19 protein-coding genes are annotated in these 26,631 nt (G+C 67.8%); 9 read left to right on the top strand and 10 right to left on the bottom strand.

Annotated features, from left to right (window positions below):
- Together HMPREF2874_RS09335 and HMPREF2874_RS06965 are read right to left on the bottom strand one after the other, a co-directional pair.
- A partial coding sequence (locus HMPREF2874_RS09335) for a hypothetical protein (RefSeq protein ID WP_168165163.1) occupies positions 1-222 on the bottom strand: 222 nt, incomplete at its 3' end.
- Between the two features lie 273 nt (positions 223-495).
- On the bottom strand, positions 496-2,031 hold the full coding sequence (locus HMPREF2874_RS06965) for an aminopeptidase P family protein (RefSeq protein WP_070649701.1): 1,536 nt from the start codon (positions 2,029-2,031) through the stop codon (positions 496-498).
- A 203-nt stretch (positions 2,032-2,234) separates the two neighbouring features.
- Between HMPREF2874_RS06965 and HMPREF2874_RS06960 the strand changes: the two genes are divergently transcribed.
- Entirely contained in the window at positions 2,235-3,158 is a 924-nt protein-coding gene (locus HMPREF2874_RS06960; RefSeq protein WP_080974919.1) for a PHP domain-containing protein, read from the top strand.
- Positions 3,159-3,368: 210 nt separating this feature from the next.
- Here the strand turns inward: HMPREF2874_RS06960 and HMPREF2874_RS09625 are convergent, their stop codons facing one another.
- From HMPREF2874_RS09625 to HMPREF2874_RS06940, 4 genes are all read right to left on the bottom strand, one after another.
- The gene (locus HMPREF2874_RS09625) at positions 3,369-4,652 is read right to left on the bottom strand and encodes a DNA-methyltransferase (protein ID WP_070649700.1); all 1,284 of its coding nucleotides are present in this window, start codon (positions 4,650-4,652) and stop codon (positions 3,369-3,371) included.
- Positions 4,653-4,654: 2 nt separating this feature from the next.
- On the bottom strand, positions 4,655-6,313 hold the full coding sequence (locus tag HMPREF2874_RS06950; protein ID WP_070649699.1) for a DEAD/DEAH box helicase: 1,659 nt from the start codon (positions 6,311-6,313) through the stop codon (positions 4,655-4,657).
- Positions 6,314-6,870: 557 nt separating this feature from the next.
- Positions 6,871-7,098: a DUF3107 domain-containing protein gene (locus HMPREF2874_RS06945; protein WP_049332104.1), complete on the bottom strand. Its 228-nt coding sequence runs from the start codon at positions 7,096-7,098 to the stop codon at positions 6,871-6,873.
- Between the two features lie 236 nt (positions 7,099-7,334).
- On the bottom strand, positions 7,335-8,597 hold the full coding sequence (locus tag HMPREF2874_RS06940) for a glutamyl-tRNA reductase (protein WP_070649697.1): 1,263 nt from the start codon (positions 8,595-8,597) through the stop codon (positions 7,335-7,337).
- Positions 8,598-9,013: 416 nt separating this feature from the next.
- On the opposite strand from HMPREF2874_RS06940, the gene hemE reads away from it, so the two are divergent.
- The 7 genes from hemE to hemB all read left to right on the top strand — a co-directional run bounded on the left by hemE (position 9,014) and on the right by hemB (position 17,474).
- Positions 9,014-10,189 carry a uroporphyrinogen decarboxylase gene (hemE, locus tag HMPREF2874_RS06935; protein WP_070649695.1) on the top strand — a complete coding sequence of 392 codons (1,176 nt, stop codon included), beginning with the start codon at positions 9,014-9,016 and terminating at the stop codon, positions 10,187-10,189.
- A gap of 87 nt (positions 10,190-10,276) precedes the next feature.
- Positions 10,277-11,875 carry a protoporphyrinogen oxidase gene (hemG, locus tag HMPREF2874_RS06930; protein ID WP_070649693.1) on the top strand — a complete coding sequence of 533 codons (1,599 nt, stop codon included), beginning with the start codon at positions 10,277-10,279 and terminating at the stop codon, positions 11,873-11,875.
- 151 nt (positions 11,876-12,026) lie between these two features.
- On the top strand, positions 12,027-12,833 hold the full coding sequence (gene hemQ, locus HMPREF2874_RS06925) for a hydrogen peroxide-dependent heme synthase (RefSeq protein WP_070649691.1): 807 nt from the start codon (positions 12,027-12,029) through the stop codon (positions 12,831-12,833).
- A gap of 209 nt (positions 12,834-13,042) precedes the next feature.
- Entirely contained in the window at positions 13,043-14,371 is a 1,329-nt protein-coding gene (locus HMPREF2874_RS06920) for a ferrochelatase (protein ID WP_210397990.1), read from the top strand.
- 12 nt (positions 14,372-14,383) lie between these two features.
- On the top strand, positions 14,384-15,511 hold the full coding sequence (locus tag HMPREF2874_RS06915) for a hydroxymethylbilane synthase (protein WP_070649688.1): 1,128 nt from the start codon (positions 14,384-14,386) through the stop codon (positions 15,509-15,511).
- A gap of 2 nt (positions 15,512-15,513) precedes the next feature.
- Positions 15,514-16,404, top strand: a complete 891-nt coding sequence (locus HMPREF2874_RS06910) for a uroporphyrinogen-III synthase (protein ID WP_070649686.1) — start codon at positions 15,514-15,516, stop codon at positions 16,402-16,404.
- A gap of 68 nt (positions 16,405-16,472) precedes the next feature.
- On the top strand, positions 16,473-17,474 hold the full coding sequence (gene hemB / locus HMPREF2874_RS06905) for a porphobilinogen synthase (protein WP_070649684.1): 1,002 nt from the start codon (positions 16,473-16,475) through the stop codon (positions 17,472-17,474).
- Between the two features lie 81 nt (positions 17,475-17,555).
- Here the strand turns inward: hemB and HMPREF2874_RS06900 are convergent, their stop codons facing one another.
- The 4 genes from HMPREF2874_RS06900 to HMPREF2874_RS06885 all read right to left on the bottom strand — a co-directional run bounded on the left by HMPREF2874_RS06900 (position 17,556) and on the right by HMPREF2874_RS06885 (position 22,517).
- On the bottom strand, positions 17,556-18,734 hold the full coding sequence (locus HMPREF2874_RS06900) for a sugar dehydrogenase (RefSeq protein ID WP_070649682.1): 1,179 nt from the start codon (positions 18,732-18,734) through the stop codon (positions 17,556-17,558).
- 29 nt (positions 18,735-18,763) lie between these two features.
- Positions 18,764-20,113, bottom strand: a complete 1,350-nt coding sequence (gene hemL / locus HMPREF2874_RS06895; RefSeq protein ID WP_070649681.1) for a glutamate-1-semialdehyde 2,1-aminomutase — start codon at positions 20,111-20,113, stop codon at positions 18,764-18,766.
- 222 nt (positions 20,114-20,335) lie between these two features.
- On the bottom strand, positions 20,336-21,715 hold the full coding sequence (locus HMPREF2874_RS06890) for a threonine/serine exporter family protein (protein ID WP_070649679.1): 1,380 nt from the start codon (positions 21,713-21,715) through the stop codon (positions 20,336-20,338).
- A 106-nt stretch (positions 21,716-21,821) separates the two neighbouring features.
- Complete coding sequence (locus HMPREF2874_RS06885; protein WP_070649677.1) at positions 21,822-22,517, bottom strand: 3'-5' exonuclease; 696 nt, start codon at positions 22,515-22,517, stop codon at positions 21,822-21,824.
- A gap of 191 nt (positions 22,518-22,708) precedes the next feature.
- On the opposite strand from HMPREF2874_RS06885, the gene HMPREF2874_RS06880 reads away from it, so the two are divergent.
- Positions 22,709-26,530, top strand: a complete 3,822-nt coding sequence (locus HMPREF2874_RS06880) for a UrvD/REP family ATP-dependent DNA helicase (protein WP_070649675.1) — start codon at positions 22,709-22,711, stop codon at positions 26,528-26,530.
- Positions 26,531-26,631: the final 101 nt, after the last annotated feature.

Raw genomic sequence — 26,631 nt, 5'->3', positions numbered from 1 at the left:
CTCCGGGCACTGGCCCAGCCAGGCCTGAGCATCCTCAACAGCAGGAGCAAACTCAGCCGCTGACTGGGAGTCGGTCTTCGCCTCATCCTGCACGCCGTAGACGCATACTGCGCGAACGCGGGCACCCTCATCAGTGACCAGCACCTTCACCCAAGCATTCTGCGGGTGGGCGCTATCAAAGTACTCAACACGCACCACCGGCAGGTGGCATACCTTCCCCAAGGATACTCTATGTGCTTGAAAGCTCTGATAAGCAGAAATATAGAGCAATATGATGCTCTATGGGCTAATCGGCCAGAAAGTTAACTAGGCGTAAGGCTCGGGTCAAGACTGGGCGGCCATTCACTAGCGGCTGGGATTGGGTCCGTATCCGCCCAAGTTTCTTGGCTGACCCTAGATATACAGAAGGCCCCTGGGCTGAGAGATAGTCTCTCGCCCAGGGGCTTTCCTCATGCATAGACAACCGGTACTAACCGGTTCGTCCGGCGGGGACGGTTACGCCTCCTTGGAGAGCTTAGCCATCCACTCCTCAATCTCCTCGACGGTGCGGGGCAGGGCGGCCGAGAGGTTTACGTTGCCGTCCTCGGTGCAGAGCACGTCGTCCTCAAGGCGGATACCGATACCGCGGTACTCCTCGGGAACCGACAGGTCCTCGTCCTTGAAGTACAGGGCCGGCTCAATGGTGAAGACCATGCCCGGCTCCAGCTCAGCCCACATGTACAGCTCAGCCTTAGCCTGTGCGCAGTCGTGCACATCCAGGCCCAGGTGGTGGCTGGTGCCGTGCGGCATCCAGCGGCGGTGCTGACCGCCCTCAACGGTGAGCGAAACATCAGCGGAAACCGGCAGCAGGCCCCACTCTTCCAGACGGTGCGCCAGAACGTTCATGGCTGCCTCGTGAATCTCGTAGAACTTGGTGCCCGGCTTAGCCACAGCGAATGCAGCGTCGGCGGCATCCAGCACAGCGTTGTAGACCTTCGCCTGAACCTCGGTGAACTTACCGTTCACGGGGAAGGTGCGGGTCACGTCAGCAGTGTACAGGGTGTCATCCTCAACGCCTGCGTCCAGCAGCAGCAGCTTGCCGTCATCGACGGTGCCGTTGTTACGGATCCAGTGCAGGATAGTTGCGTTGTTACCGCACGCTGCGATGGTGTCGTAGCCCAGGTCGTTACCGTCGGTACGTGCCACGGAGAAGAACGCAGTCTCAACGACGCGCTCGCCGCGGTGGTGCTTCACGGCCTTGGGCAGCTCGCGCACAACCTCTTCGAAGCCCTTGACGGTCATGTCAACGGAACGCTGCAGGTTCTCAACCTCGATAGCGTCCTTAATCAGGCGAGCCTCGGAGAGAGCCACAGCCAGCTCGGAGTCCAGCTTGTCAGCCTGCTCCAGCTCCACGCCGGTGTTGTAGCGGGAGGTGTCAACGAGAGCGTCAACAGCCGGGTCAACGTTGCGGACCAGGCGGATGTTCACGCCGCCCAGACCCTGGTTGCCGGCGTTCTTGGTGATGGCCACCTCAAGCTCGGACAGGTCGCGGGTACGCAGACCGAAGCGCTCGGAGAATTCCTTCAGGGTGGGGCGGGGGCCAACCCAGAACTCGCCGTAGCGTGCATCGGCGTAGAACTCGGTGGTGTCGCGGCCGGCCAGCGGGCGGAAGTACAGGGTCACCTCGTGGTTGGAACCGTTATCGCCGGTACCCTCTTCGACGGGCTCAAAAATCAGCACGGCGTCCGGCTCGTGGTCAACGCCCAGACCGGTCTGGTGAGCGAAGGCCGAGTGCGGACGGAAGCGGTAATCGCAGTCGTTCGAACGGACCTTCAGCGGGCCTGCGGGCAGAACCAGACGCTCGCCGGGGAAAGCCTTGGAAATCTTGGCGCGGCGCTTAGCGGCGTAGTCGGCTACGGGCTCGCGGGTGTAGCCGCCGTCCTCGGCCTTGGCCCAGTCCTTAGCGATGAATTCGGTAAACGCAGACGCTTTGGGGGTGCTGCGGTGATCAGTCTTCTGAGCTTCGGTGCTCTTCTTATTGTTCTCAGTCATGCCTTAATCATATCGCCTTCGCCACAGATGGGCGCATATTCGGGTCCCCACGACCAAATAGCCGGTGGGCCGCCGCCAATGTTGGTAGGGTGGAAGAAGAGAAAGACACCGTAGACACCATTCAGACACAAATCCCCGAGAAACGGGCCCCGCCGCGTGAGGCGGCGCGGGCACCCGTACGGGGTGAGGAGACGGAGCGGCACATGAGCCAGGCAGAGACGAACCCGACGGCCCCGACGACCCCGGAACGTCGAGAGCACAACGGACGCTACGATCTGCACATCCACTCCGCCATCTCAGACGGCACCCAGAGCCTTGAAGAGCTGGTGCCGCTCATCGCCCAAACCGGGCTGGCCGGGTTCGCCCTGACCGACCACGACACCGCATCCGGGTGGGATAGGGCCTCCCGCCTGGCTGAGGAACACGGCCTGGACTTTCTGCCCGGCGCCGAGTTCTCCTGCCGCTACCACTACACCGAGGACCGCCCCCGCACGAAGACAATTCACCTGCTGGCCTACGGCTTCGACCCGGTGCACTCCGAGCTTGCACACCGCGTGGAGCAGATTCGCCTCAGCCGCGAGGGCCGCGCCCGCGCCATCCTCGAGCGCCTGGCCGCCGACTACCCGCTGACCTGGGACGACGTGCTCGCACAGGTGGGGGAGGGCAACGCCGCCGTGGGCCGCCCGCACATCGCCGACGCGCTGGTCGCCGCCGGAATCGTGCGGGACCGCACCGAGGCCTTCAACCGCCTGCTCTACACGGGCAGCCCCTACTACGTGCCCCAGCAGGCCCTGGACCCGGTGGAGGCGGTGCGCCTGGTCCGCGAGGCCGGCGGCGTGCCGGTCATCGCGCACCCCATGAGCACGATGCGCGGGCCCGCCCTGAGCCTGGACTACCTGGGCAAGCTGGTGGATGCGGGCCTGGCCGGCGTGGAGGTGTACCACCGCGAGAACTCCGCGGAAGACCGGGCGCGCCTGCTGAAGTTTATTGAGGAGCGCCGCGCGGCGGGCACCGACCTGCTGGTGACCGGTTCGAGCGACTACCACGGCGCGGGCAAACCGAACCTGCTGGGCGAAAACACGACGGACGCGGCCACGGTGGCGCGCATCCGCGAACAGATCGCGTAGGGCGGCTGACGGGCCGCACCTATTCACGCCTATTCAACGAGCCCACGAAGGGGCGGGACGGAATCTCCTGAGATTCCGTCCCGCCCCTTTTTGCATACGGGTTGTGGCCCTGGCGGCGCGGCTAAACCGGCCTGAATTACCGGGCAGGTCGAACGAGCTGAGCTGGCCCGAAAAGCAAAACCGGCCCGAAAAGCAGAACCGGACGCGCGGCTACAGGCTCTCGCGGGAAGCCCGGTGCTGCAGCACCTCATCGGCCGTGGAGGCGGCCGCCTCCGCAGCCCGCGCCGCGCGAGCCTTCGCGCGCGCCTGACGCTGGCGCTGACGGCGCAGTTCGTTCCGCCCGTCGACGCGCATCTTCCGGTCCACCGCATCCATTGAGGAATGACGCACGAACTTGCACGAGGCTCCCTCAACCGGGCGGGTCGTCTCGGTCAGCGTCTCCAGCACAGCCTTGAGCGCGTGGCGGCTCGCCGCCGTCAGCGCGTCTCGGCTCGTGCCGCCGCGCACGCCCACCGTGCGCTTGGGGGTGAACAGCACGCTCGCCCCGCGGGGCACGCCGCGGTACGCCTCGAAAGAGACCGGGTCCACGTTCAGGCGCTTCGCCATGACCTCAATCGCCGGGGGATTCTGGTCCACGCACACGAACTTGCGGCCCAGCTGAGCCGCCGCCGCGCCCGTCGACCCCGAACCCGCGAAGAAATCCAACACCCAATCACCCGGGCGGGAGCTGGCCGCGATCATGCGGCGCAGCAGGCCGGTGGGCTTCTGCGTGGGGTAGCCGGTCTTCTCCTTGCCGGTCGGCGAGACAATCGTGTGCCACCACACGTCCGTGGGAAGCTTGCCGCGCGAGGCCTTCTCCTCGGTTACCAGGCCGGGGGCCATGTACGGTTCGCGGTCCACCTCGGCGGTGTTGAAGTAGTAGCTGCGGTGATCCTTCGCGTACACGAGGATGTTGTCATGCTTGGTCGGCCAGCGGCGCGTAGACTTCGCGCCGTAGTCGTACGCCCAAATCAGCTCGTTAATGAAGTTCTCACGACCAAAAATCATGTCGCACATGATCTTCACGTAGTGCACTTCGCGCCAATCCAGGTGCAGGTACAGGGTGCCGTCCTGCGCGAGCAGGCGGTGCGCCTGCTCAATGCGCGGGGCCAGGAACGCCCAGTAGTCCTCGAAGGAGTCGTTGTAGCTCGCCAGGGTCTGCAGGGTGCTCGAGTAGCTCTTGCCCTTGAACCCGGTGCGGTCGCCCTTCTCGGAGGCCTCCGAGCTCAGCGTGCGGCGCGTCTGCTTCTTGCCCGTGTTGAAGGGCGGGTCAATGTAGATGACCGTGAACGCGCCGTCGGGCAGCTCGCGCAGGTAGTGCAGGTTATCCGCCTGCACAATCAGGGACGGGCCCTGCGGGTCGAACGCGCCCGAACGCAGGCCGGGCTGCGCGGAGGCGCCACCCGGCTCGGCGGGGGAGGGCACGGCGGGCGCCGGGGATGCTGAGATACCCAACCCTAGCCCTCAGCACCGGGGCGCTCGGCGCCGGAACGCTCGGAGGAACGGCGGCGGGTGCGGCGGCGCGGCTGACGCTCCGCGGACTTGCCCTCCACCGGCTGGCCCTCAACGCGGCGGGTGCGGCGACGCTGGCGGGGCGCACGCTCGGCGCGGGGTGCCTCGGACTCAGAACCCGAACGCTCGGAGGAACGCTCAGCCGAGCGCTCAGAGCGGCGGCGGCCCTCGGAACGGCTGCTCTTCTCGCCATCGCGGGAACCGCGACCGCGGCGGCTGCCCTTCTCACCGTCGCGGGAACGGCCACCGCGTCCACGGGAATCGCGGCGGGAACCGCGACCGTCACGGCTTTCGCGCTCCTCGCGGGCGTTAGCGAAGAACTCGTCGCCCATGCCCTCAGCCACGCGCTCCTCGCGGGGCAGGCGGCCCTTCGTGCCGAGCGGAATGTTCAGGTCGTAGAAGAGGTGCTCCGAGGAGGAGTAGGTCTCCACGGGCTCGGGCACGCCCAGCTCGAGGGCGTCGTTGATGACCTTCCAGCGGGGCAGGTCGTCCCAGTCCACCAGGGTGACCGCGGTACCCTCGTTGCCCGCGCGGCCGGTGCGGCCGGTGCGGTGCAGGTAGGTCTTCTCGTCCTCGGGCACGCGGTGGTTAATCACGTGGGTCACGTCGTCGACGTCGATACCGCGGGCGGCCACGTCGGTGGCGACCAGGATGTCGACCTTGCCGGTGCGGAAGGCCTTCAGCGCCTGCTCGCGGGCCACCTGGTTCAGGTCGCCGTGTAGGGGAGCGGCCGCGAAGCCGCGGTTGACGAGCTCCTCGGCCACGCGGGCGGCGTCACGCTTGGTTTTGGTGAAGATGATGGTGCGGCCGCGGCCCGTGGCGCGCAGGATGCGGCCAATCATCTCGTCCTTGTCGAGGTGGTGGGCGCGGTAGACGACCTGGCGAATCGATGCCTTGGTCTTCGAGGCGTCCTCGGGGTCGGCGGCGCTAATGCGCATGGGCTTGGTCATGTACTGGCGCGCCATGGCAATCACGGGGCCGGGCATGGTGGCGGAGAACAGCATGCTCTGACGCTTCTCGGGCAGGTAGCTGAGAATCTTCTCCACGGAGGGCTGGAAGCCCAGGTCCAGCATTTCGTCGGCCTCGTCGAGGACCACGATCTTGACCTGCTTGAGGTTCAGGAAACCCTGCTTGTACAGGTCGATGATGCGGCCGGGGGTGCCCACAGCCACCTCCAGGCCTTGGCGCAGTAGCTCGGCCTGCGGCTCAATCGGCACGCCACCGTAGAGGGTTGCGACGCGGGCGTTGCGCAACTTCGCGGCGATGGCCAGGTCGTCGCCCACCTGAATGGCGAGCTCGCGGGTGGGAACCAGAATCAGGGCCTGGGGTGCGCCGGGGTACTCCAGGTCGGCCCAACCCTCGTCGTCGCGGCCGACCACGCGCTGAATGGTGGGCAGGCCGAAGCCGAGGGTCTTACCGGTACCGGTCTTCGCCTGACCAATGATGTCCTGGCCGGACAGGGCCACGGGAAGAGTTAGCTCCTGAATGGGGAAGGGGGAGGTGATGCCAACCGCCGCGAGGGCGTCGCTAATGTCCTGGCGAACGCCGAAGTCGGCGAAGGACTTTGCAGTCTGAGTGGTTTCCTGCGTGTTCGTATCAGTCACTGGACCGTATCTTTCTACCCCTGGTCGGGGTGTGTCGTCTCCCCGAAGGGGTAGGGGCCAGTGCCAGCGGGGCTGTGCAATGGCCGGTCGATATCGAAAGCCGGCCGCGGGAAATTCTAGTGCGGGAAATTCTGCCGAGAACGCCGCGCTCGAGCCGGTCCGGCGGGTGGGCCGGTGCGGTGTTGCGGGCTCGCCGCCCGGCGTAGGGGGTGCCGGGGTGCGGTGCCGCGCTGCGGCGTGATACTCGGGGTACAGGGTGGGTACGACCGGTCATTCACTTAACCCCTCAATATTAACCCGGATCGCTCCGGAACGCACCATCGGGAGGCTGTGGTGTACGCCCCTCGCGGCCGTTGCGGAGGCGTGCGGGAGGAACGCGGAAAGGGGCGAGGAAGGGGAGCGGGGCGAGCCGCGGAAGAGGCAGAACGGGGTGAAGAACCCTCCCAGGCTCCACTTGGGCCCAGCCCGAATCCCGCTCGGATTCCGCGGACGCGCAGCGCCCCGCCGCTCCGCGGGTGAATCGCGGAGGGCGGGGCGTGCAGGGTACGGTGCGGCGATTAGGCGCCGATGCCGAAGCCCACGTGGCGCTTGGCGTCGCTACCGAGCTCGACGTAGCTGATCTGGCCGCCGGGAATCAGGGTGGTGTTGCCCTTATCGTCCATGATTTCCAGGATCGAGCCGTCCTCGATGGCCTTGGTGACCTTCTCGGTGAGAATTTCCTTAGCCTCGCTGGTCTCGACAACAATTTCGCGGGTGTTGTGGCGAACGCCAATCTTGATTTCCATGGTTCTCCTTGCGGATGCTCTCGGGGCTCGCCGCCGGCCAACCGCGGTCGGGGCGCGCCTCTGCTTCGTTCTGTCTCTACCCTCTACTCTAGCGCGCGAGTGCCCCGCGGTACGGCCCGCCGCGGGCACTTCGCCCCGGGCTGAGAGCGAGCCTGGCTGAGCATATGCCGGGTACAGCGGGCACGGAAAGGGCCCGGCGCGCATGTTCGCCGGGCCCAATACACAAGCTCTATCGCCTAGCCGTCAGCAACCTGAATACCGTACAGAACCTCCAGCGCGTGCACGTACTCGTCCGTGCGGCCCTGGGCCGCCAGCATCTTCGCGCGCACCGTCGGGGTGTGCAACAGGGACTTCACGGTGCGGCGCATCGCGATTTCCAGCTGCTCGGCGGCGGCACCGCATCCGAACTGGTTGCGGGCCTTCTCCAGCTCGGAGTCGAGCACCGCCATCGTGTGCGAGCGCAGGGCCACAATGGCCGAGTCAATCGTGCGGGCGCGCTGGCGCGACAGGAAGGCGGCCAGCTCGGACTCCACGATGCGCAGCGCGGTGGCCACGGCCTCCTCGGTCTCTTCGGGGGCGGCCAGGCGCACCGACTCGAGCGTAATCAGCTCGACGTTCGGCAGGTCGGCCACCGAGGGGTCGAAATCGCGCGAGAGGGCCAGGTCGAGGATCGTGTGGTGACCGGCGGGAATCTGCTCGGGCTGAAGCGGCGCGGAGCCGCCCGAGCAACCGATAATCAGGTCGGCCTCGGCCATGGCCTGCTCCATGCCGCCCTCGGGCACCGCGAAAACATCGCGCTTGGCGGCGAATTCGGGGGCGCGTCCGGAACGGGAGTTCACCCAGATGTCGGTGCAGCCGCGGTCGCGCAGGGCCGCAATCGTGGCGCCCGCGTAGGCGCCAGTGCCGAACACCAGGGCGCGGCGGGTGGGCCAGTCCTTCTCGGTCACCTCGTCGGCCAAATCCAGGGCCACCGAGACGATGGAGCGTCCCTGCGAGCCCAGGAGGGTGTGCTGGCCGACCTGGCGGGCCGTGTGCGCGGCGTGTTCGAAGAGCTGAACCAGCTCGCCGGGCAGGGGGCGCTCATCCCGCTGCGCCTTCTCCTGGGCGGAGGCGAGGGCGCGGCGTACCTGGCCGGCAATCTCGCGCTCGCCCACGACGGCGGACTCCAGGCCGGAGGCGACCGTCAGCAGGTGGCGGACGGCGTCCTCGCCCTCGTACAGGTCGAAGCTGCCGGAGACGAGTGCAGGGTCCAGCCCGGACCGACCGGAGATGCTGGAGGTAATCATGTCGCGGATGGCGGGCAGGTGCGCGGCAATGGGGAGCTGGACGTACATCTCGAGGCGGTTGCAGGTGGCCAGGACCACCGAACCTGTCACGCCCAGCTGACGGGCGTCGTCGCTAGAGAGGACGTCGGGTATGCCAGAGGCACCGGCGCTCAGGGCAGCGACGGTGGTTAGATCTACTGTGTGGTGCGATGCCACAAATGCATAAGTACTCACTAGTGACTAATCATAACCGCCGGGGGTGACGGGCTGTAAAGCGCGCATAACCTAAGTGACTTCATGAAGTGTCATGTTGGCGGGGTGCGGACGAGGAATAACGGGGAGCAAGTACTTTCTAAAGGGTCCAAAAAATAGGCACGAGAGATAAGGAAAATAAACGCGGGTCGTCGCGGGTCATATGGCCCAATGTATAAATAATCACTTCCGGGTGGCTCTCGGTGCACCAAACAGTGCCCTATAAGCCTCCCACTAGGGGTTTTATTCATGGATGGCCGCGAATAGCCTCGCCTCGCGCCCGCTGAATCGCGGGCCAGATAAGGTAAGCCTGATACGTAACATAGTGAACCATGGGGGAACCTAAGCGTGACAAAGTGTCATAAAAACCCCTAACAAAACCTGTCACACTAGACACTATGAGCGAAAACCAGCAGCACACACTTCCGGCCGAAAGCTCTGCACCCGCGCAGACCCTGCCCACGCACCCCACCGACGCACAGCGACCCCTGCTTACCGACGAGCAGCTCGCGCACCTGCCCGCACAGCACCCCCTGCGCGCCGGGACCGCCGCATCCTCGCCCATGCTCCAGGTCCTCACCGGCCGCCCCTCAAGCCACCGCCCCGTCTGGTTTATGCGCCAGGCCGGCCGCTCCCTGCCCGAGTACCGCCGGGTACGCGAGGGCATCCCCATGCTGGAAGCCTGCCTCACCCCCGAACTGGCCGCGGAAATCACCGTGCAACCCGTCCGCCGCCACAAGGTCGACGCCGGCATCTTCTTCTCCGACATCGTGATTCCCATGAAGCTCGCTGGCGTCAACGTGGACATCGTGCCCGGTAAGGGCCCGGTCCTCGACCGCCCCGTGCGCACCCTCGAGGATGTGCGCGCCCTGCCCGAACTGACCGAAAGCGCCCTGGACCCCATCCGTGAGGCCATCGCCGCCACCGTCGAAATGCTCGGCGACACCCCGCTCATCGGCTTCGCCGGCGCACCCTTCACCGTGGCCGCCTACATGGTTGAGGGCGGACCCTCCCGCGACCACCTGCGCCCGCGCACCATGATGCACGCCGACCCCGCCGCCTGGCACGAGCTGGCCGCCTGGGCCGCCCGCACCGCCGGCCAGTTCCTGCGCGCACAGATTGAGGCGGGTGCCTCCGCCGTGCAGCTCTTCGACTCGTGGGCGGGCTCCCTCGGCGAGGGCGACTACCGCCGCTACGTGCAGCAGCATTCCGCCGAGACCCTGGACGCCGTGCGCGAGTACGGCGTGCCGCGCATCCACTTCGGCACCGGCACCGCCGCGCTGCTACCCGCGATGCACGAGGCCGGCGCGGACGTCATCGGTGTGGACTACCGCCTGCCGCTCTCCGCCGCAAACACCCTGCTCAACGGCGCGGTGCCCCTGCAGGGCAACATCGACCCGGCCCTGCTCGCCGCGGGCCCCGAAAGCCTCTACGCGCACGTGGACGAAGTCCTCGCCGAAGGCTCCGCCGCCCCCTCGCACGTGGTCAACCTCGGCCATGGCGTACCCCCGACCACCGACCCGCAGGTACTGACCGACCTGGTTCGCTACATTCACGAGAAGACGGCAAACTAGGGCGACGAACTCGCGGGGCCGGCGTAGAATCGGCACCGTGGGAACCCACGACCACCGGCCACCAGCTGACAGACAAAGGAGAAAACCATGGGGAATCACGATAACCAGGCGCACCGATACACCGCGCAGGGACAGTCCTCCACCGCACGTCTGGCGGCACGAGCGGCTCATCGCGCCAACGACAAGGCGCCCACCGCCATCGTTATCGGCGGCGGCCCCTCCGGCCTGATCGCGGCCCGCCGCCTCGCCGCGGCCGGCCTGCGCGTGACCCTGCTCGAGCAGCGTCCCCACCTCGGCGGTGCCGTGGGCGCGCACGAAGTCGGCGGCCTACTGCTGGACTCCGGCGCCGAATCCTTCACAACCCGCAGCCCCATCGTGCGCGAACTCGTCGAGGAACTCGGCCTGGGCGATCAGATTGTCACCCCCAATTCCTACGGTTCCTGGCTGTACCTGCCGCAGGGAGCCTGCCGCACCCCCAGCACCGGCATTATGGGTATTCCCGGCAATGTGAGCGATAAGTCGCTGATTCCCGTCATCGGTAAGAGCGGCCTGCGCCGTGCCCAGCTGGACCGCCTCCTGCCCGCCTCCGTGGGCGAGAAGGCGAAGACCCTGGGCGAGCTCGTGCGCCTGCGCATGGGTCAGAAGGTGCTCGATAACCTGGTCGCACCCGTGGTCTCGGGGGTGTACTCCACCCACCCCGACAAGCTCGACGTGGACGCCACCATCCCCGGCCTGCGCGCGGCCCTGCGCAAGCACGGCTCCCTCTCGGCAGCCGCGGCCGCCTTCCGTTCGGCGGCCCCCGCCGGCTCGCAGGTTGCGGGCATCGTGGGCGGCATGAACCAGCTCTCCGAGCGTCTCGTGGAGGAACTCTACGAGGCCGGCGTGCGCATCGTGACCAACTTTGACGTCATCGCCGTGGACCGCGACGAATCCACCGGCCAGTGGTTCATCATCCAGCGCCACACCACCGACGGCGAGAACACGCCCCTCTACGCCGACTACCTGGTGCTCGCCACCGACGGCCCGACCGTGGCCCGACTCATCGGCCCGCACGTCTCCACCGCGCTGCCCGCCGTGGAACCCGGCCCCGAGGTCGCCCTCGTGACCCTCGTCGTAGATGCGCCGGCCCTCAACCAGCACCCCCGCGGCACCGGCCTGCTCGTCTCGGAACAGGCCACCGCCGTGCGCGCCAAGGCCCTGACCCACGCGACCGCCAAGTGGCAGTGGGTGGCCGACGAGGCCGGCCCGGACCGCCACGTGGTGCGCCTGTCCTACGGCCGAGGCGGCGAGGACTCCCGCTTCTCCGAGGTCGCCCTGGCCGACGAGCAGCTCATCACCCTGGCCCTGCGTGACGCAACCCGCATGACGGACGTGCCGCTCACCCGCAACAATCTGGTGGATGCGGACGTCGTGCGCTGGCGCGGCGTTCTGCCCGCCTCCACGCCGGGTCACCGCAAGCGCGTGCAGGAGTTCCGCGAGCGCGCCAGCGAGCTGGGCACGCTCAGCACCGTCGGCTCCTGGGCCGCAGGCTCGGGCCTCGTGGCCACGGTGCGCGACACCTACGAGCAGATGGACCGTCTCATCACCCACGCCGCCCAGAACTGGGAGGGCGTAAAGGCCCCCGAACCCAAGCAGGATGCGGCGGGCACCCCCGGCGCCCTCGGCGCCAAGCCCAAGGGCGCGTAGCGTCCCCTCAAAGACTTCCCACGCCTGTGGGATGCCTCCTACCGCTTCGGGCGGGAAGAGCGCAGAATATTCACCAATCAAACGGTGCGCGGCTACGGAAGCCTCGCACCACGAACAGCGGGTTACCGCTGAGGAAAGGAAGAGAAGAACCATGTCTCACCCCCACGCAGCACAGGGTGGCCACGGCCACGGCGGTTACACCCACCCCGGCCAGGGTTACGGTGGCGCACCCAAGGGCTACGCTGTTCAGCACTCCGCAGCCGACGAGAACCGTCGCGGCCGCGAAGAGGGCGAAACCCTGCACTACGCCCTGTACACCGTGTTCGCACGCTCCGGCGCACGCCCGGCAGAGGCTAACACCGACGAGGCACGCGCCGAGTTCGAGAAGGTCGCCGAGCAGCTGGCCGCCGAGGGCGTGACCCTGCGCGGCATCTACGACGTTTCCGCAATGCGCGACAACGCCGACATCATGATCTGGACCCACGGCCAGAGCCCCGAGAAGCTGCAGGCCGCCGTGCGCAAGATTCGCCGCACCGCACTGTTCTCCGGCACCACCATCGTCTGGTCCACCATGGGCGTTCACCGCGAGGCTGAGTTCACCCGCAACCACGCACCCGCCTACGCCCGCGGCAAGGCCCCCGAGGCTTGGGTCTGCGTGTACCCCTTCGTGCGCTCCTACGACTGGTACTACATGAACCCCGAGCGTCGCGCCGAGATGCTGAAGAACCACGGCATGAAGGCCATCGACTTCCCGCAGGTTCTGGCCAACACCGTCGCATCGTTCGGCCTGAACGACTACGAATGGGTCCTCGCCCTCGAAGCACCCGAACTCGTGGACCTCGTCGACCTGATGCGTCACTTCCGCAACACCGAAGCACGCCTGCACGTTCGCGAGGACACCCCCTTCTACACCGGTCGCCGCATCGGTGCCGACGAAATTGCCGAGGTTCTGGCGTGAGCCAACAGCCTCACGGCGCTACCCGCGGATGCGGTTGCTCCCACCCCGGTTCGTCCAGCGCGGTAGAGACCGCCGCTGAGAACATCTCGGCTGCGTCCTCCGCCGCCGGCGCGGCCGGGGTGGCGGCGCGTCCCGCGCGTTTCGCCCCCGCACACACAAACCCCTCGGGCGAGGGCACCCTGAACGGCTCCCTCCTGCCCGATGACGTCATCCCCAACCGTACCGACCCCGCCAACACGGCCTCCAACGGCCCGGCGCGGCTGACCGAGCAGACCCTGGGGGAGTATCGCAGCGAGCGGACCATCATCCGTGTTCGCGCCGAGGAACCCCGACCCTACGACCTGGTGATTCTCTCCTCCTTCGGCGGCCCCGAGGGTCAGGAGGACGTCATCCCCTTCCTGCGCAATGTGACCGCCGGCCGCGGCATTCCGGACGAGCGCCTCGAGGAGGTCGCCACCCACTACCGCGCCAACGGCGGTGTCTCGCCGATTAACGAGCAGAACCGCGCCCTGCTCGCCGCGCTGCAGCAGGCGCTGGCCGAGCGCGGCCCTCACATCCCGATTACCTGGGCGAACCGCAACTGGAAGCCCTACGTGAAGGACGTGCTCGCCGAGGCCTACGAGAACGGCCACCGCAACGTGCTGGTGCTGGCCACCAGCGCCTACCCCGGTTACTCGAGCTGCCGCCAGTACCGCGAGGACTACGGTATCGCGCTGCAGCAGCTCGGCCTGGAGGGCCGCATGCACGTGGGCAAGATTCGCCAGTTCTTCGACGTGCCCGGCTTCGCCCGCGCCTTCGCCGACGGCCTGAAGGACGGCCTGGCCACGGTGCGCGAACAGCTTGCCGCCCGCGATAGCGGTTCGGTGAACCCGCGCCTACGCATCATGTTCTGCACCCACTCGGTGCCCACCTCTGCCGCGAACGAAGCTGGCCCGTGCGGGGTGAACTACGAGGGCGGCTCCGCCTACGTGGAGAAGCACCTGCAGGTCGCCCGCGCCGTGCTTTCGCTCGTGCGCGATGAGGCCCCGCAGCTTCTGCAGAACGTCGAGTGGGAGCTGGTGTACCAGTCCCGCTCCGGCCCGCCCTCCATGCCCTGGTTGGAACCGGACGTCAACGACGCCCTGGAGGCGTTGCCCACCCCCGCCAACCCCGGCGAGGACGGCGAGGCCCCCGTGGAGGGCGTCGTGCTGGTGCCCCTCGGCTTCGTCTCCGACCACATGGAGGTGAAGTGGGACCTCGACACCGAGGCCCTGGACACCTGCGAGCGCCTGGGCGTGGTGGCCGTGCGCACCCCGACCCCCGGTACGCATCCGGCGTACGTGGAGTCGCTGCGCCGCCTCATTGAAGAGCGCGTGGAGAACGGCGTTCCCGCCGACCTGCGCCTCGGCCGCGAGAGCGTCTGCGCCCCGAGCGCGAGCGGCCAGTACGGCTGGTTCGACGAGTGCGAGCCGGGCTGCTGCAAGCCGGGTCGTGGCGCGGAGAAACCCGTCGTCGCCGAATATTGCACCGGATGCACCGACCGGTCCGAAGAGGACTAGAGCAGGAGAGAAATGAGCCACAGCGAGTACATTCTGGGCACCCGAGGCTCCGCGCTCGCGCTCACCCAGAGCCGTCTGGCGGCCGAATCCGTCACCGAACTCTACGCCGAGCACCAGCCGGGCGGTGAGCCCGCCGAAAGCGTGAGCTTTGAGCTGCGCACCGTCAAGACCGAGGGTGACGTGCTCACCGGCCCGCTGGCCACCCTGGGCGGCACCGGCGTGTTCGCTGCCGCCCTGCGCCAGCGCCTGCTGGACGGTGCCGACGCCCCCGCCGAGCAGCGCGTGGACATGGCCGTTCATTCCCTGAAGGACCTGCCCTCCGCGCCCTGCCCCGGCCTGGTCGTCGCCGCAACCCTCAAGCGTGAGGACCCGCGCGACGCTCTCGTGGCCCGCGACGGCCTCACCGTCGACACCCTGCCGGAGGGCTCCCGCGTGGGCACCGGCTCGCCCCGCCGAGCCGCCCAGCTGCGCGCCCTGCGACCCGACCTCGAGATCGTGGATATCCGCGGTAACGTGGGCACTCGCATCGGCCGCGTGAAGGGCCTCGAGGAGCACTCCGGCAAGCAGGTCGTCCTTCGCCAGAATGCCGAGACCGACGAGCACGCCGACCGCGGTGTGGGCACCGAACGCCTTGGCGATTGCGACGCCGTGGTGCTGGCTGTCTCCGGCCTCAAGCGCCTGGGCAAGGAACACCTGATTACCGAGTACCTGGACCCCAGCCGCATGCTGCCGGCCCCCGGCCAGGGCGCCCTGGCCCTGGAGGTGCGCGAGAGCGAGTTCGGCAACCCCGATCCGGCCGCGCTCGACGACGCCGAGGTGGCCCGGCCGACCCGCTCCCTGGGCCGCGCGCTGATTGCCGCGAACCACTACGAGACGCGCCTGGCCGTCAGCGCCGAGCGCGCCCTGCTGCGCCGCCTGGAGGCAGGATGCGCCGCCCCCATCGGCGCTTTCGCCGAGATCGTTGAGGGCGACCTGGTGCTCAGCGCGATGGTGGCCTCCCCGGACGGCACCGACCTGCTGCGTCACACCTCCGCGACCTCCGAGCTGGATGTGCCCGGCGCCGAGCGTCTGGGCGTGCGCGTGGCCGAGGACCTGCTGCAGATGGGTGCCGCCGCCCTGGCCGGTCTGGACGTCAAGTAGCCATGGACGAGGAGCAACGCCCCGCCGAACGGGGTGCCACGGTTCTGCTGACCCGCTCGGCGGCCCAGGGTGCGACCTTCGCGCGCGCCCTCGCCGAGGAATGTGCGCAGAACGGCGTGGGGGAGTGCCGGGTACTCTTCGCGCCCCTGCAACAGGCACGCACCGTACCCGCCACCGAGGAGTTGCGCGGTATTCCCGCGCTCCTGGAATCCGGGGTCTACGCCTGGGTGAGCTTCACGAGCGCACACACGGTGCGCGCCTGCGCCGAGCTCTGGGGTGAGGACTTCACCCGCGCGGTTCACGCCGGGGGAGCGCGCATCGCCTGCGTGGGTGCGGCAACCGCCCGTGCCGTGCGCGCCCAGCTCGGGCTGGGCACGGATTTTCAGCCGAGCGTTCAGAGCGCCGCCGGCATGCTCGCGGAGCTCGAAGGGCCCGCGGCCGGGGCTGTCTCATCCGATTCAGCCGCGGCCGGGCCTGATTCAACCAAGCCCGCCACCGTGCTGGTTCTGGAGGGCTCCAACGCCCGCCCGACCCTGCGCGAGGGCCTCAAAAACCTGGGCTGGTCGGTGACCGCGCGCGTGCTCTACGACATGGTGCCAGCCGAGCGGGTGGAGCCCGGCGAGCTGAGCCTTGCCGCCGCCCGAGCCCTCCTGCGGGGCGCAGACGCCCCCAGCCCGGAAACCCCCGCGCCGGATGTGCTGGTGGTGACCGCCCCCTCCCGCCTGCACGCCCTACTCGACGGCGCGCCCGCGCTAGGACCCGAATCCGTGCCGCCGGTGGTGGCGATTGGGGCGACCACCGCATCCGCCTGCCGCGCCCTCAACCTGCGCCACGTGCAGGCCGATTCACCCTCCCCGAGGGATTTGGCGCGCGCCGCAGTATCCCTCATTTAGGCGCATCCCTCATGCAGGTTCCCCATAGCTAAGACCACATATTTCTATCGAAGTTTTCAGGAGAGATCATGAACCTCACCCGCCGTCCCCGCCGCCTGCGCACCACCGCAGCCATGCGTTCCCTCGTCGCCGAGACCACCCTGCGCCCCTCGCAGTTGATTCAGGTGTTCTTCGTGCGCGACGGCATTGACGAGAAGCAGCCGATTCGCTCCATGCCCGGCCAGTACCAGCACACCCTGGAGAGCATCATCCCCGCCGTGCGTGAGGCGTACGAGGCGGGTATCCGCTGCATTGACCTGTTCGGTATTCCCCGCGACGAGGATAAGGACGAGATCGGCTCGACCGCCTGGGACCCGCAGGGCATCCTGAACCGCGCGATTGCCGTGTGCCGCGAGGAGTTCGGCGACGACCTGGTGGTCATGGCCGACACCTGCCTGGACGAGTTCACGAGCCACGGCCACTGCGGCGTGCTGGTCGATGACGGCCACGGCACTCTCGTGGTGGATAATGACGAGACCGTGGAGCTGTACTGCAAGATGGCGGTTTCGCAGGCCCGCGCGGGTGCGCACACCGTCTCGCCCTCGGGCATGATGGACGGCCAGATCGCGGCCATGCGCGCCGCCCTGGACGAGGCCGGCTTCGAGGACGTGTCGATTATGGCGTATTCGGCGAAGTACGCTTCGGCGTTCTTCGGCCCGTTCCGTGACGCTGTGGAGTCGACCTTCAAGGGCGACCGTAAGACCTACCAGCAGGACCCGGCCAACCGCCGCGAGTCGCTGCTGGAGGTGCGCGCCGACCTGGAGGAGGGCGCCGACATGGTCATGGTGAAGCCCGCCGGCAGCTACCTGGATATTGTGCGCGAGGTGGCGGAATTTTCGCCGGTGCCCGTGGCCGCCTACCAGGTGTCGGGCGAGTACGCGATGATTGAGGCCGCCGCCGCGAACGGCTGGATTAACCGTAAGGCCGTGGTGCTGGAGTCGCTGCGTTCGATTCACCGCGCCGGTGCGGACGTTATCCTGACCTACTACGGTACGGAGGCGGCAGGCTGGCTCCGCGAGCTGGACGCCTAAATCCCTCCCTCTTTGAACGCTGAGAAGCCACATGCTGTGTGAACAGCATGTGGCTTCTTTAGCGTTATACGGGCTATCGGTTTACTTGTACTGCGCCTTCTGGAAGGATGCGCGGCGCGCCGCCTCCTCCGCGTGCTTACCCGCGGGGATGTGACCCAGGGTCGTGCAAATCGCGCGGCCGTCCAGGAAGTACCCGGCCAGCTTCTCGCGGTCGGCGGGGGAGTCGAGTCGAGCCCAATCCCCCTGCTCCAGCTTGAACGCGAGCTGCGCAATCAGGCAGTCAATATTCGGGTCCTTCAGCGGGAAGGTGCGCTTGCTGCCGTTGGGGAGCATCACCTCCACCTTCCACTGGGCGGGATCCTTCGCGTCCGTCTTAATCGCGTCCGGGTTGTTCGGGAGCACCCGGAACGCCCGGAGCGTCGAGTACTCGCGGGTCTTCGCCGGCAGCAGCACGCGGCCGGTCACGAAGGAATCGGGGTTGAACAGAATATAGCTGCGTACCTGCGCCCACGCCGTCAGGAGCGAGATTACCGCGCCGATTCCCAGGAGCATCGAGGTGTGGCCAACGTAGGGGAGGGCGATATCCTCCATCTCGAGCCCCGAGAGCGAGTACAGGAAGTACAGCAGGGCCTGAGCCGCCAGGAACTGCAGAATCCAGAACCCAGCGCGGTCCAGACGAATCGGGCCGATGCCGGGAACCGCACCCTTCACGCGGAACGGCGCGCTCAGCCGACCCAGGGTCGCGGAGTAGATGCGGGGCATGCCCAGCGTGCGCTCATCGGCGCTGAAGCCGCGGGCCGTACGCCAGCTACGGCGGCCCCAGCGGGCACCCGCGTACACCATGAGGAACGGCAGGATTAGCGCCGGTAGCAGGATGCCGTCGTAGGCGATATCCCAGTACAGCGTAAAGATGGACACCATCACGACCCACGCCCACGCGTACATCAGCACGTGCAACCAGCCGCCCACGATGCCACTGCCGGGAATGCTCTCCAGCTGCTTCTTCGCCCGCTTCGTCACCGAGCCCTTCTGAGCCGAAGAGAGCGGCAAACCGCTCGCGGCCATATCCTCGAGGCGGATCCTCGCGGCCTCAACGGGATCCCCCTTGACCGCCACGAAAAGCTCCCGCGCCTTGGCGGCAGGAATATTCACCGGGTAGGCGATATCCACCAGCAGGCAGGCGAAGGCGTACGCCATGAAGGCAATCAGCCAGACGTCACGCACCGGCTCCAGGGGAATTCCCAGGGCAGACAAATCCATGGGTTTCTCCTCTCTCTATTCGCTCGCGTCTAGGCGGATGCGGCAGCAGCTGCGGCGGCCGGAAGAGCCGAGATGATGCGGTCCATGGCCGCGTCGTCGTGAGCGGCAGAGACGAACCAGGCCTCGAACGCGCTCGGCGGCAGGTACACGCCGGACTCCAGCATCGAGTGGAAGAACGCGGTGTAACGGTCGGTGGCCGAGGCCTTGACGTCCGCGTAGTTGTGCACGCCCTTCTCGGAGGTGCCGAACGCCACCGAGAAGAGGTTACCGGCGTTCTGGATGGAGTGGTCCACACCCGCGGCGGTGAACGCCTCGGTCAGGGCCCGGCGCAGCTGGGCGCTGCGGGCGTCCAGGGTCTTGTAGACCTCTTCGTCGGCCAGGGTCAGGGTCTCAATACCGGCAGCCACCGACAGCGGGTTACCCGAGAGGGTGCCGGCCTGGTAGACCGGGCCGACCGGGGCCAGGTACTCCATGATGCGGCGCTTACCGGCCAGGGCCGCGATGGGCATGCCGCCGCCAATGACCTTGCCGAAGGTGAAGATATCGGGAACCCAGCCGCCGTCCTCGGGGGCGGCGTAGCCCCAGTAACCGGCAGAGGAGACGCGGAAACCGGTCAGCACCTCGTCAAAGATGACGAGCGCGCCGTTGGCGTGGGCAATCTCGTGCAGGCCGCGGTTGAAGCCGGGTTCGGGGGCGACCACGCCCATGTTGCAGGGGGCCGCCTCGGTGATGACGGCGGCAATCTGACCCTCGTGGGTTTCGAAGGCCTCGCGCACGGCATCCAGGTCGTTGTAGGGCAGCACGATGGTCTCGGCGGCGGTCGCGGCGGTCACGCCGGCAGAACCGGGCAGCGCCAGGGTTGCCACGCCCGAACCGGCCTCGGAGAGCAGCGCATCCACGTGGCCGTGGTAGCAGCCGGCAAACTTAATAATCTTGTCGCGGCCGGTCACGCCGCGGGCCAGGCGAATCGCGGTCATGGTCGCCTCGGTACCCGTGGACACCATGCGCACCTGCTCAATCGCGCCGGGGATCGCGGCGTTAATGCGGTTGATGACCAGCTCGGCCAGCTCCGCCTCGGGGGCGCTCGCCGCACCGAAGGACAGGCCGCGCGCGGCGGCCTGCTGAACGGCCTCCACGACCTGCGGGTGCGCGTGGCCCAGAATCGACGGGCCCCAGGAGCAGACCAGGTCAACGTACTCGTTGCCGTCCGCGTCGTACAGGTAGGGGCCCTTAGCCTTCGCGGCGAAGGCGGGGGTGCCGCCCACGGAGTTGAAGGCGCGCACCGGGGAGTTCACGCCGCCGGGAATCACCGCGCGGGAACGCTCGAATAGCTTCTCGCTGGCTTCGTGATGTAGCGGGTGGGTGGGGGAGGGAGTCATCGTATCGGTGCCTTTCAAACGAGACGGCGAATTCAAGAATTACAGGGGACGAGGCGCGCCGGGCGGCAGAGCCCGCGCGCCGCTAACGTCCCGTACCCTAACCATCATAGGTGCTTCAGGTAAACCGCAGGTGACGAGCGTCTGAACGTACCGAAAGGTGACGACAAAACACTCCGGACGGGCGGGGTAACGGGCTGGGAAACGGAGGAGGAACGCGGCGGGTTAGCGCAGGTGGCGGTCGGTATCCAGGCGGTTCAGCACCTGCGTGTCCTGATCGAACAGCCAGTTCTTATCGAAGAGCAGACGCACGAAGGCCAGGCCCATACCCAGCGCCATGAAGATGAGCAGGGACTGCACGAAACCGGTTGCCGCCGAGTACATGTCACCGCTAGCAAAATGCGACATGGAACGGTAGAACGGGACACCCGGAACCATCGTCACCACGGCCGGAACCGACAGGGAAATACGGGTGTACTTGCGCTGGTGCAACGGCGCCACAACCTCGGCCAGGATGCCTACACCAAACACGGCAATCGTCGCGGCCATATGCGCGGGCATGCCCGCCTCCACCATGTGAATACGGATGGGGTTCGCCACCGCGGCAATCACGCCACCCCACACGCAGGCCACCGGCGAGGCGGCGAAGAGCATCGCGAAGCCGGCCGCCGCCACACCCGAGGAGATAATCTGCAGGAGCAGATACAGGGTCGGGTCCAGATTCAGAGGAGCCGGGGAAGCCAACGGCAGGTGGAAGAGCGACCCCAAAACCCACACCGCAAAAGACGCGCTGAGCAGCAGCAAACCCACGTAGGTCAGACGCGAAATACCCGCGAGGAAGTCCATGCGGGAAATGTCGAGCATGCCCGTCACCATGGGGAAGCCCGGCACCAGGAACAGCACCGAAGAAATGAAACCAATCATGTGGTTCGGGCTAACCAGACCCGCCACAACCAGCACATTGACAACCGCAATATACAGGCCAGCCGCCAGGAAGCCGCAGGCCATCCAGGTGGCCAGGTGGCTCACACCGCGCTTGAGCAGGGTCGAACGCAAAAACTGACCGGCACCGGCGGCGAGGAACACGACCGAGCACTCCACCAGGCCGCCGCGGTTCAGGAACGCGAACCCGGCACAAGCCACCGCGGAGGCCAGCGCCAGCATCCAGCGGGTGTACAGCGGCTTGGCCGAATCGATGCGGTCCAGCTCGGCGTTCGCCTCCGCCGGGGTGATGCGTTCGGGCAGTTCGGAGATGAACTTGCCCAGCTGATCGATCTTGTGGGCGTTAATGCCCATGGTGCGCTGCTCGGCCACTTCGGTGCGGAAGTTACCCTCGGTGTACGAGGAGGTGGAAATCTCGGTGAAGGTCACCTGCGCGTGGTGCTCCTTCAGACCCACAGCCTTCGCCAGGCGCGCCATGGACGCCTTAATGCGGTACGCGCTCGCACCCGACTTCATGAGGATGCGGCCCAGTCGGAGCACCACCTGGGATTGCGCCACCAGGTGCTCGTGGGCGAGGCGGCTCGACCCGAGGTAGATGCTTCGGGTGTTCGTGTCGTAGTACTGTTCTGCGGAATCTGAGGGGTTGCTGGGCTGATGATCCATTAAAAACTCCGTGGCGCGCCGTCGTATGTGTAGTGGGCTGGGGTTCGTGTACGTCCTTCACTAGGATAGGCGAGATGCCGCGGCGGTGGTAGCGGCGGGGCGCCCCTTACCGGCGGACGGGCCAGCGGCCGTCAATGACCTCGGATTCCTTACCCGGCTGCGTGCGCAACCACGCCTGGAAGCTCGCCGCCTGCTCCGCCGCCCACTGAATCTGCTGCTCGTGCAGCTGGCGTGCATCCACGTTGAGGACCTGCGGGAACTGCTCGGTCAGCTTCACCAGCAGACGCTCGGCGGCCAGGGCATCATCGGCGGAGGTGTGCGCGTTCTCTAAGGAGACACCGTACTCGGCGGCCAGCACCTCGAGGGTGCGCTTGCCGCGCTTGCGGGGAATGACGTGCTTGTGCAGAACGTAGGGGTCGAGCACCGCGCCGGGCGGCAGCTCGCCGTTCGCGATGCCGTAGCGCAGCATCTCGTGGTGTAGCACCGAGAAGTCGTAGGCGGCGTTGAACGCGATGATGGGCACGCCGTCAAGGTTAAGCGCGCCGATGGCGCCGGCAAGCTCCCACACGACCTCGCGGGCGGGCCGGCCGTGCTCACGCGCGTACTCGGTGGTGATGCCGTGCACGGCGGCGGCACCGGCGGGAATCTCGACGCCGGGGTCGGCCAGCCATTCGCCGCGGCGCACCACGTTGCCATGAGGGTCCAGCAGGATCAGGGAAGCAGTCACGATGCGGGCGGTGGTGACGTCCACACCGGTGGTCTCAAGGTCAAAGGTGGCGCGCAGGCCGTTCATCCAGGTCATGGTTTAAGACTAACCCAGCGGCGAAGAAGGCGCGCGCCGGTTCGTTACGCGCACGCGCTATAGATACGGATACGGGAGGAGGCGAGCCGCCGCGGGCCTTAGCCGGGAAACGGGGAGAGGGGAGTGCCCGAAGTCGGCCCCGAATGACCTGCGGCGGGGCGGACCCTCCGCTCACCCGATAGACTGAAGCCATGACAACTCAACTGCTCACCGGCATCCCCGGCACCGGCAAGACCCATCACCTCACCGAACGCGCCCTGCGCTACCTCTCCGACGGGAACGACCCCGCCCGCCTGCTCATCCTCGCACCCACCCGCACCGCCGCGACCCGCATGCGAGACGCCATCGCCGCCGCCAGCGACCGCAGCCTCTCCGTAGCCCCCACTCGTGCCTGGGCCGCATACGCCTTCGACCTGCTCAAACGAGCCCAAACCCGCGGGCTCCTCACCGGCGTAGAAGGCAACCTCAAACTCCTCTCCGGCCCCGAGCAAGACGTCATCATCGGCGAACTGCTTGCCAACCACGCCGAAGGCATCGCACCCGGCCCCGCCTGGCCCGACTCCCTCCGCGAAGCCCTACCCACCCGCGGATTCCGCCACGAAATCCGCGACTTCTTCGACCGCATGGCCGAATACGACCTAACCGCCGAGGACGTCCAGGCCCTCGCCCGCGACTACAACCGACCCGTCTGGGCCGCCCTCGCCCAGCTCCACACCGAATACCGCGCCGTGCGAGCCCTCCGCGCCAAAAACGCCTACGACCCCGCCGTGCTCATCAACGACGCCTGCCGGCTGCTGTTGCACAACCCCGAATTCCTCGCCGAAGAGCGCCGCCGCTACAACCTCATCCTCATCGACGACGTGCAGGAGCTCAGCCCCTCCACCTACCGCCTGCTGCGCCTCATCGCCGCCGAAGAGCCGCCCGCAGATGCCGCCGAGCTGGCCGCAGAACGCCCGGACGTCTTCGCCGCCGCGCCCGAAGTCATCATGACCTACAGCGACGAAGCCGTGGTCCAAGGCTTCCGCGGCGCACGCCCCGACCTGGTGCGCACGCTACCCGAAAGCTTCCCGCACCTGGCCGAACGCACCCTCACCACCTCCTACCGCCTGCCCGCACTCATGATGCCGCTCGTGGCAGATATTCGCCGCCGCCTGCCGCGCTACAGCCGCTACGTGCCCACCGCCGAGACGGACGGGCAGAAGACCCCCGCAACCTTCGGACGCATCAACACCACCCCCGCCGACGAAGCCCTCACCTGGGGCGCCGTGGACGAGCCGCTGCTACACCTGGGCGCCGACGGCAAAATCCTCGACCCCGCGCATTACCGCACCGCACCCGCCGGCGTGTATAAGTGTGCGCTCGCCAGCGCCCAGGATGAGGCAAACCTACTCGCCCAGCTGCTGCTCGAAGACCGCATCTACGGCAACCGCCCCTACCGCGAGAGCGCCATCATCGTGCGCAACGGCGCGGACGTGGCGCGCATCCGCCGGGTGCTCTCGGCCAGCGGTATTCCCTCGCGCACCTCCGCGGCCCTCGTGCCGGTGCGCGACGAACCCGCCGTGCGCCCCTTCCTTGACGCGCTCAGCCTGCTCGTCTACGCCCGCAAACGCGGCGAGAAAGCCCTCAACCCAGCCGTCACCGGCGCGGGCTACGAGGCCCTGAGCCCCGACGAGGCCGAAGAGATTATGCGCAAGAGCCTCGACGACGTTATCGCCGAAGAAAACCGCTCCAACCCCCTCAACGGGGCGAACAGCGCCATCACCCTGCTCACCTCGCGGCTGGGCGGCGCATCCAGCATGGACGTGCGGCGACTCCGCCAACAGCTGCGTTCCGTCGAACTGCAAACCGGCGGCCACCGCCCCAGCGACGACCTGCTGCTGGGCGCCCTGCTACACCCCGAAACCCTGCCCGCCGAAGGCGTGGGGCGCGCCGTGCACCGCATTGCCGCCGTGCTCTCCGCGGGCCGCAAGGCACTCGCGCGCCCCGACTCCACCAGCACCGAGGTGCTCTGGGCCCTCTGGGAAGCCAGCGGCCTCGAAAAAACCTGGGTCGCCCAGTCGCGCGGCGCGGGCCCCGAAGCCGACGCCGCCCACCGCAACCTCGACGCCATGATCGGTCTCTTCGAAGCCGCCAGCCGATTCGACGAGCAGATGCGCGGCGCCGGGGCCGAACAATTCCTCGACTTCATCGACGCGCAGGACCTACCCATGGACACCCTGGCCGCCCGCGGCGTACGCCAGGACGCGGTTGAGATCCTCACCCCCGCCCTGGCCGCTGGCCAATCCTGGCGCACCGTATATGTATGCGGTCTGCAGGAGGGCACCTGGCCCAATACCACCGTGCGCGGCTCCCTACTGGCTACCGGCGACCTCGTGGATATCTGCGACGCCGGGATGCGCCGCCCCGCCCCCGCTAACCCGGCCCACGCTAACCCCGACGCACAGGCAGAAGGGGAGCCGGCGCCGCCCGCACGTATTCGCAGCTACCCCGAGCGCGTGCGCGACACCCGCCACGACGAGCTGCGCATGTTCGCCGTCGCCGCGACCCGCGCCAGCACCCGCCTGGTGCTGACCGCCGTGCGCAACGAGGACGAAGCCCCCGGCGAGTTCTTCGACTTCGTGGTACCCACCGACGCCGAGAACGATTCACCCGAGGTTCCCATCACCCGCGTGCGCCGCCCCGCCACCCTGCGCTCGCTCGTGGCGGAGCTGCGCCGCACCCTCGTTGAGGATGCGCTCACCGCCATGAGCGCCGAGGACGCCGAGCTGAAGAACGCGGCCGGCTCGCCTGGCTCCGAAGCTCACGCACCCGAAGCTCACGCACCCGAGGCCCCCGACACCGCAGGGGACGCCCAGAACCCGGAAGCCGCCCTGAACCCCGAGGCCGCCGCCTTCCGCTTCGACGCCGCATCGCGCACCCTGGCCCGCCTGGCCCGCGTGCAGGCGCCCGGTGCATCCCCCGAGCAGTGGTGGGGCCTACTGCCGCTGTCGAGCACCGAACCGTTCTTCGCCCGCCCCGCCCAAGAATCGCCAGAAAATCGCGCCGACGAGGGGCGACGCACCATCGCGCTCTCGCCCTCGCGCCTGGAAACCATCCACAACTCCCCACTGGACTGGCTGGTATCCGCCGCCCGTGCCGAGGCACAGACCGACCTCTCCCGCTCCCTGGGCACCCTCGTGCACGCCATCGCCGAGGAGTACCCGACCGGCACCCTCGAGCAGCTCCAAACCGCACTGGAGGAGCGCATCGGCTCCCTGGGCGTGCCCGCCCGTAGGGAGGACGAGAGCGAAGAGGAGTACCGAGAGCGCGTGCCCTGGGAGGCCTACGCCCTCTACGAGCGGGCCAAGCGCATGATTCTGCGCCTGAGCTACTACTACCGTCAGCACATGGGCGACGCCGGCTGGCAGAACCTCGGTGTTGAAGGTTCCTTCTCGGTGCGCGTGCCCGTGCCCTTCGACCCCGCCGGAGAAGTTGGCGAGCTGGATGCGCTCCTCACCGGCCGCGTGGACCGCCTGGAGGAGGCCCCGGAGAAGGACGGCACCCGCCGCTTCGTCATTGTCGACCTGAAGACCGGCAAAAGCAAGCCGGACGGGGCAGCTGTGGCCACGCACCCGCAGCTGGCCGCCTACCAGATCGCGGTGGAGGCCGGCGCGGGCGAGCAGCTGGCCGAGCGGTACCGCGCCGAGGCCGCCGCGGCGGAGTCCGGGGAGCCCGTCCCGGATGCGCGCCCGCAGGAGCTGACCTACGAGTCATCCTCGGGGCGTTCCGCCGGTGCCGCGCTCATGCAGGTGGGCGTTCCGGACGTGAACGATGACAGCAAGGCCCGCCTGCAGGTTCAGCCCGCGCTGGAGGACGACGACGAATGGGCCGTGGACCTGGTGCAACGAGCCGCCGAGCTCATCGCCGGTGCGCAGGTGCAGACCCGCCATCGCGAGGGCGCCCACGGGCACGGGTGCCGCCTGCCCGAGCTCTGCCCGATATGCACCCGCGGCCGCCAGGTGACTCAGCCCTAACGCGGCGCAGCCCTAGCGGAAGAGGTCCCGCGCCGGGTGGGTGCAGTTCACTCACCCGGCCACCCATCAGGCCGATCGCTGACCGCGCACGCCGGTACCCC

This window comes from Rothia sp. HMSC068F09, from assembly GCF_001812775.1.
In the GTDB taxonomy this organism is placed as follows: Bacteria; Actinomycetota; Actinomycetes; order Actinomycetales; family Micrococcaceae; genus Rothia; species Rothia mucilaginosa_A.
The sequence above is the reverse complement of the archived record's forward strand: the minus strand, read 5'-3'. Positions and strand labels throughout refer to the sequence as shown.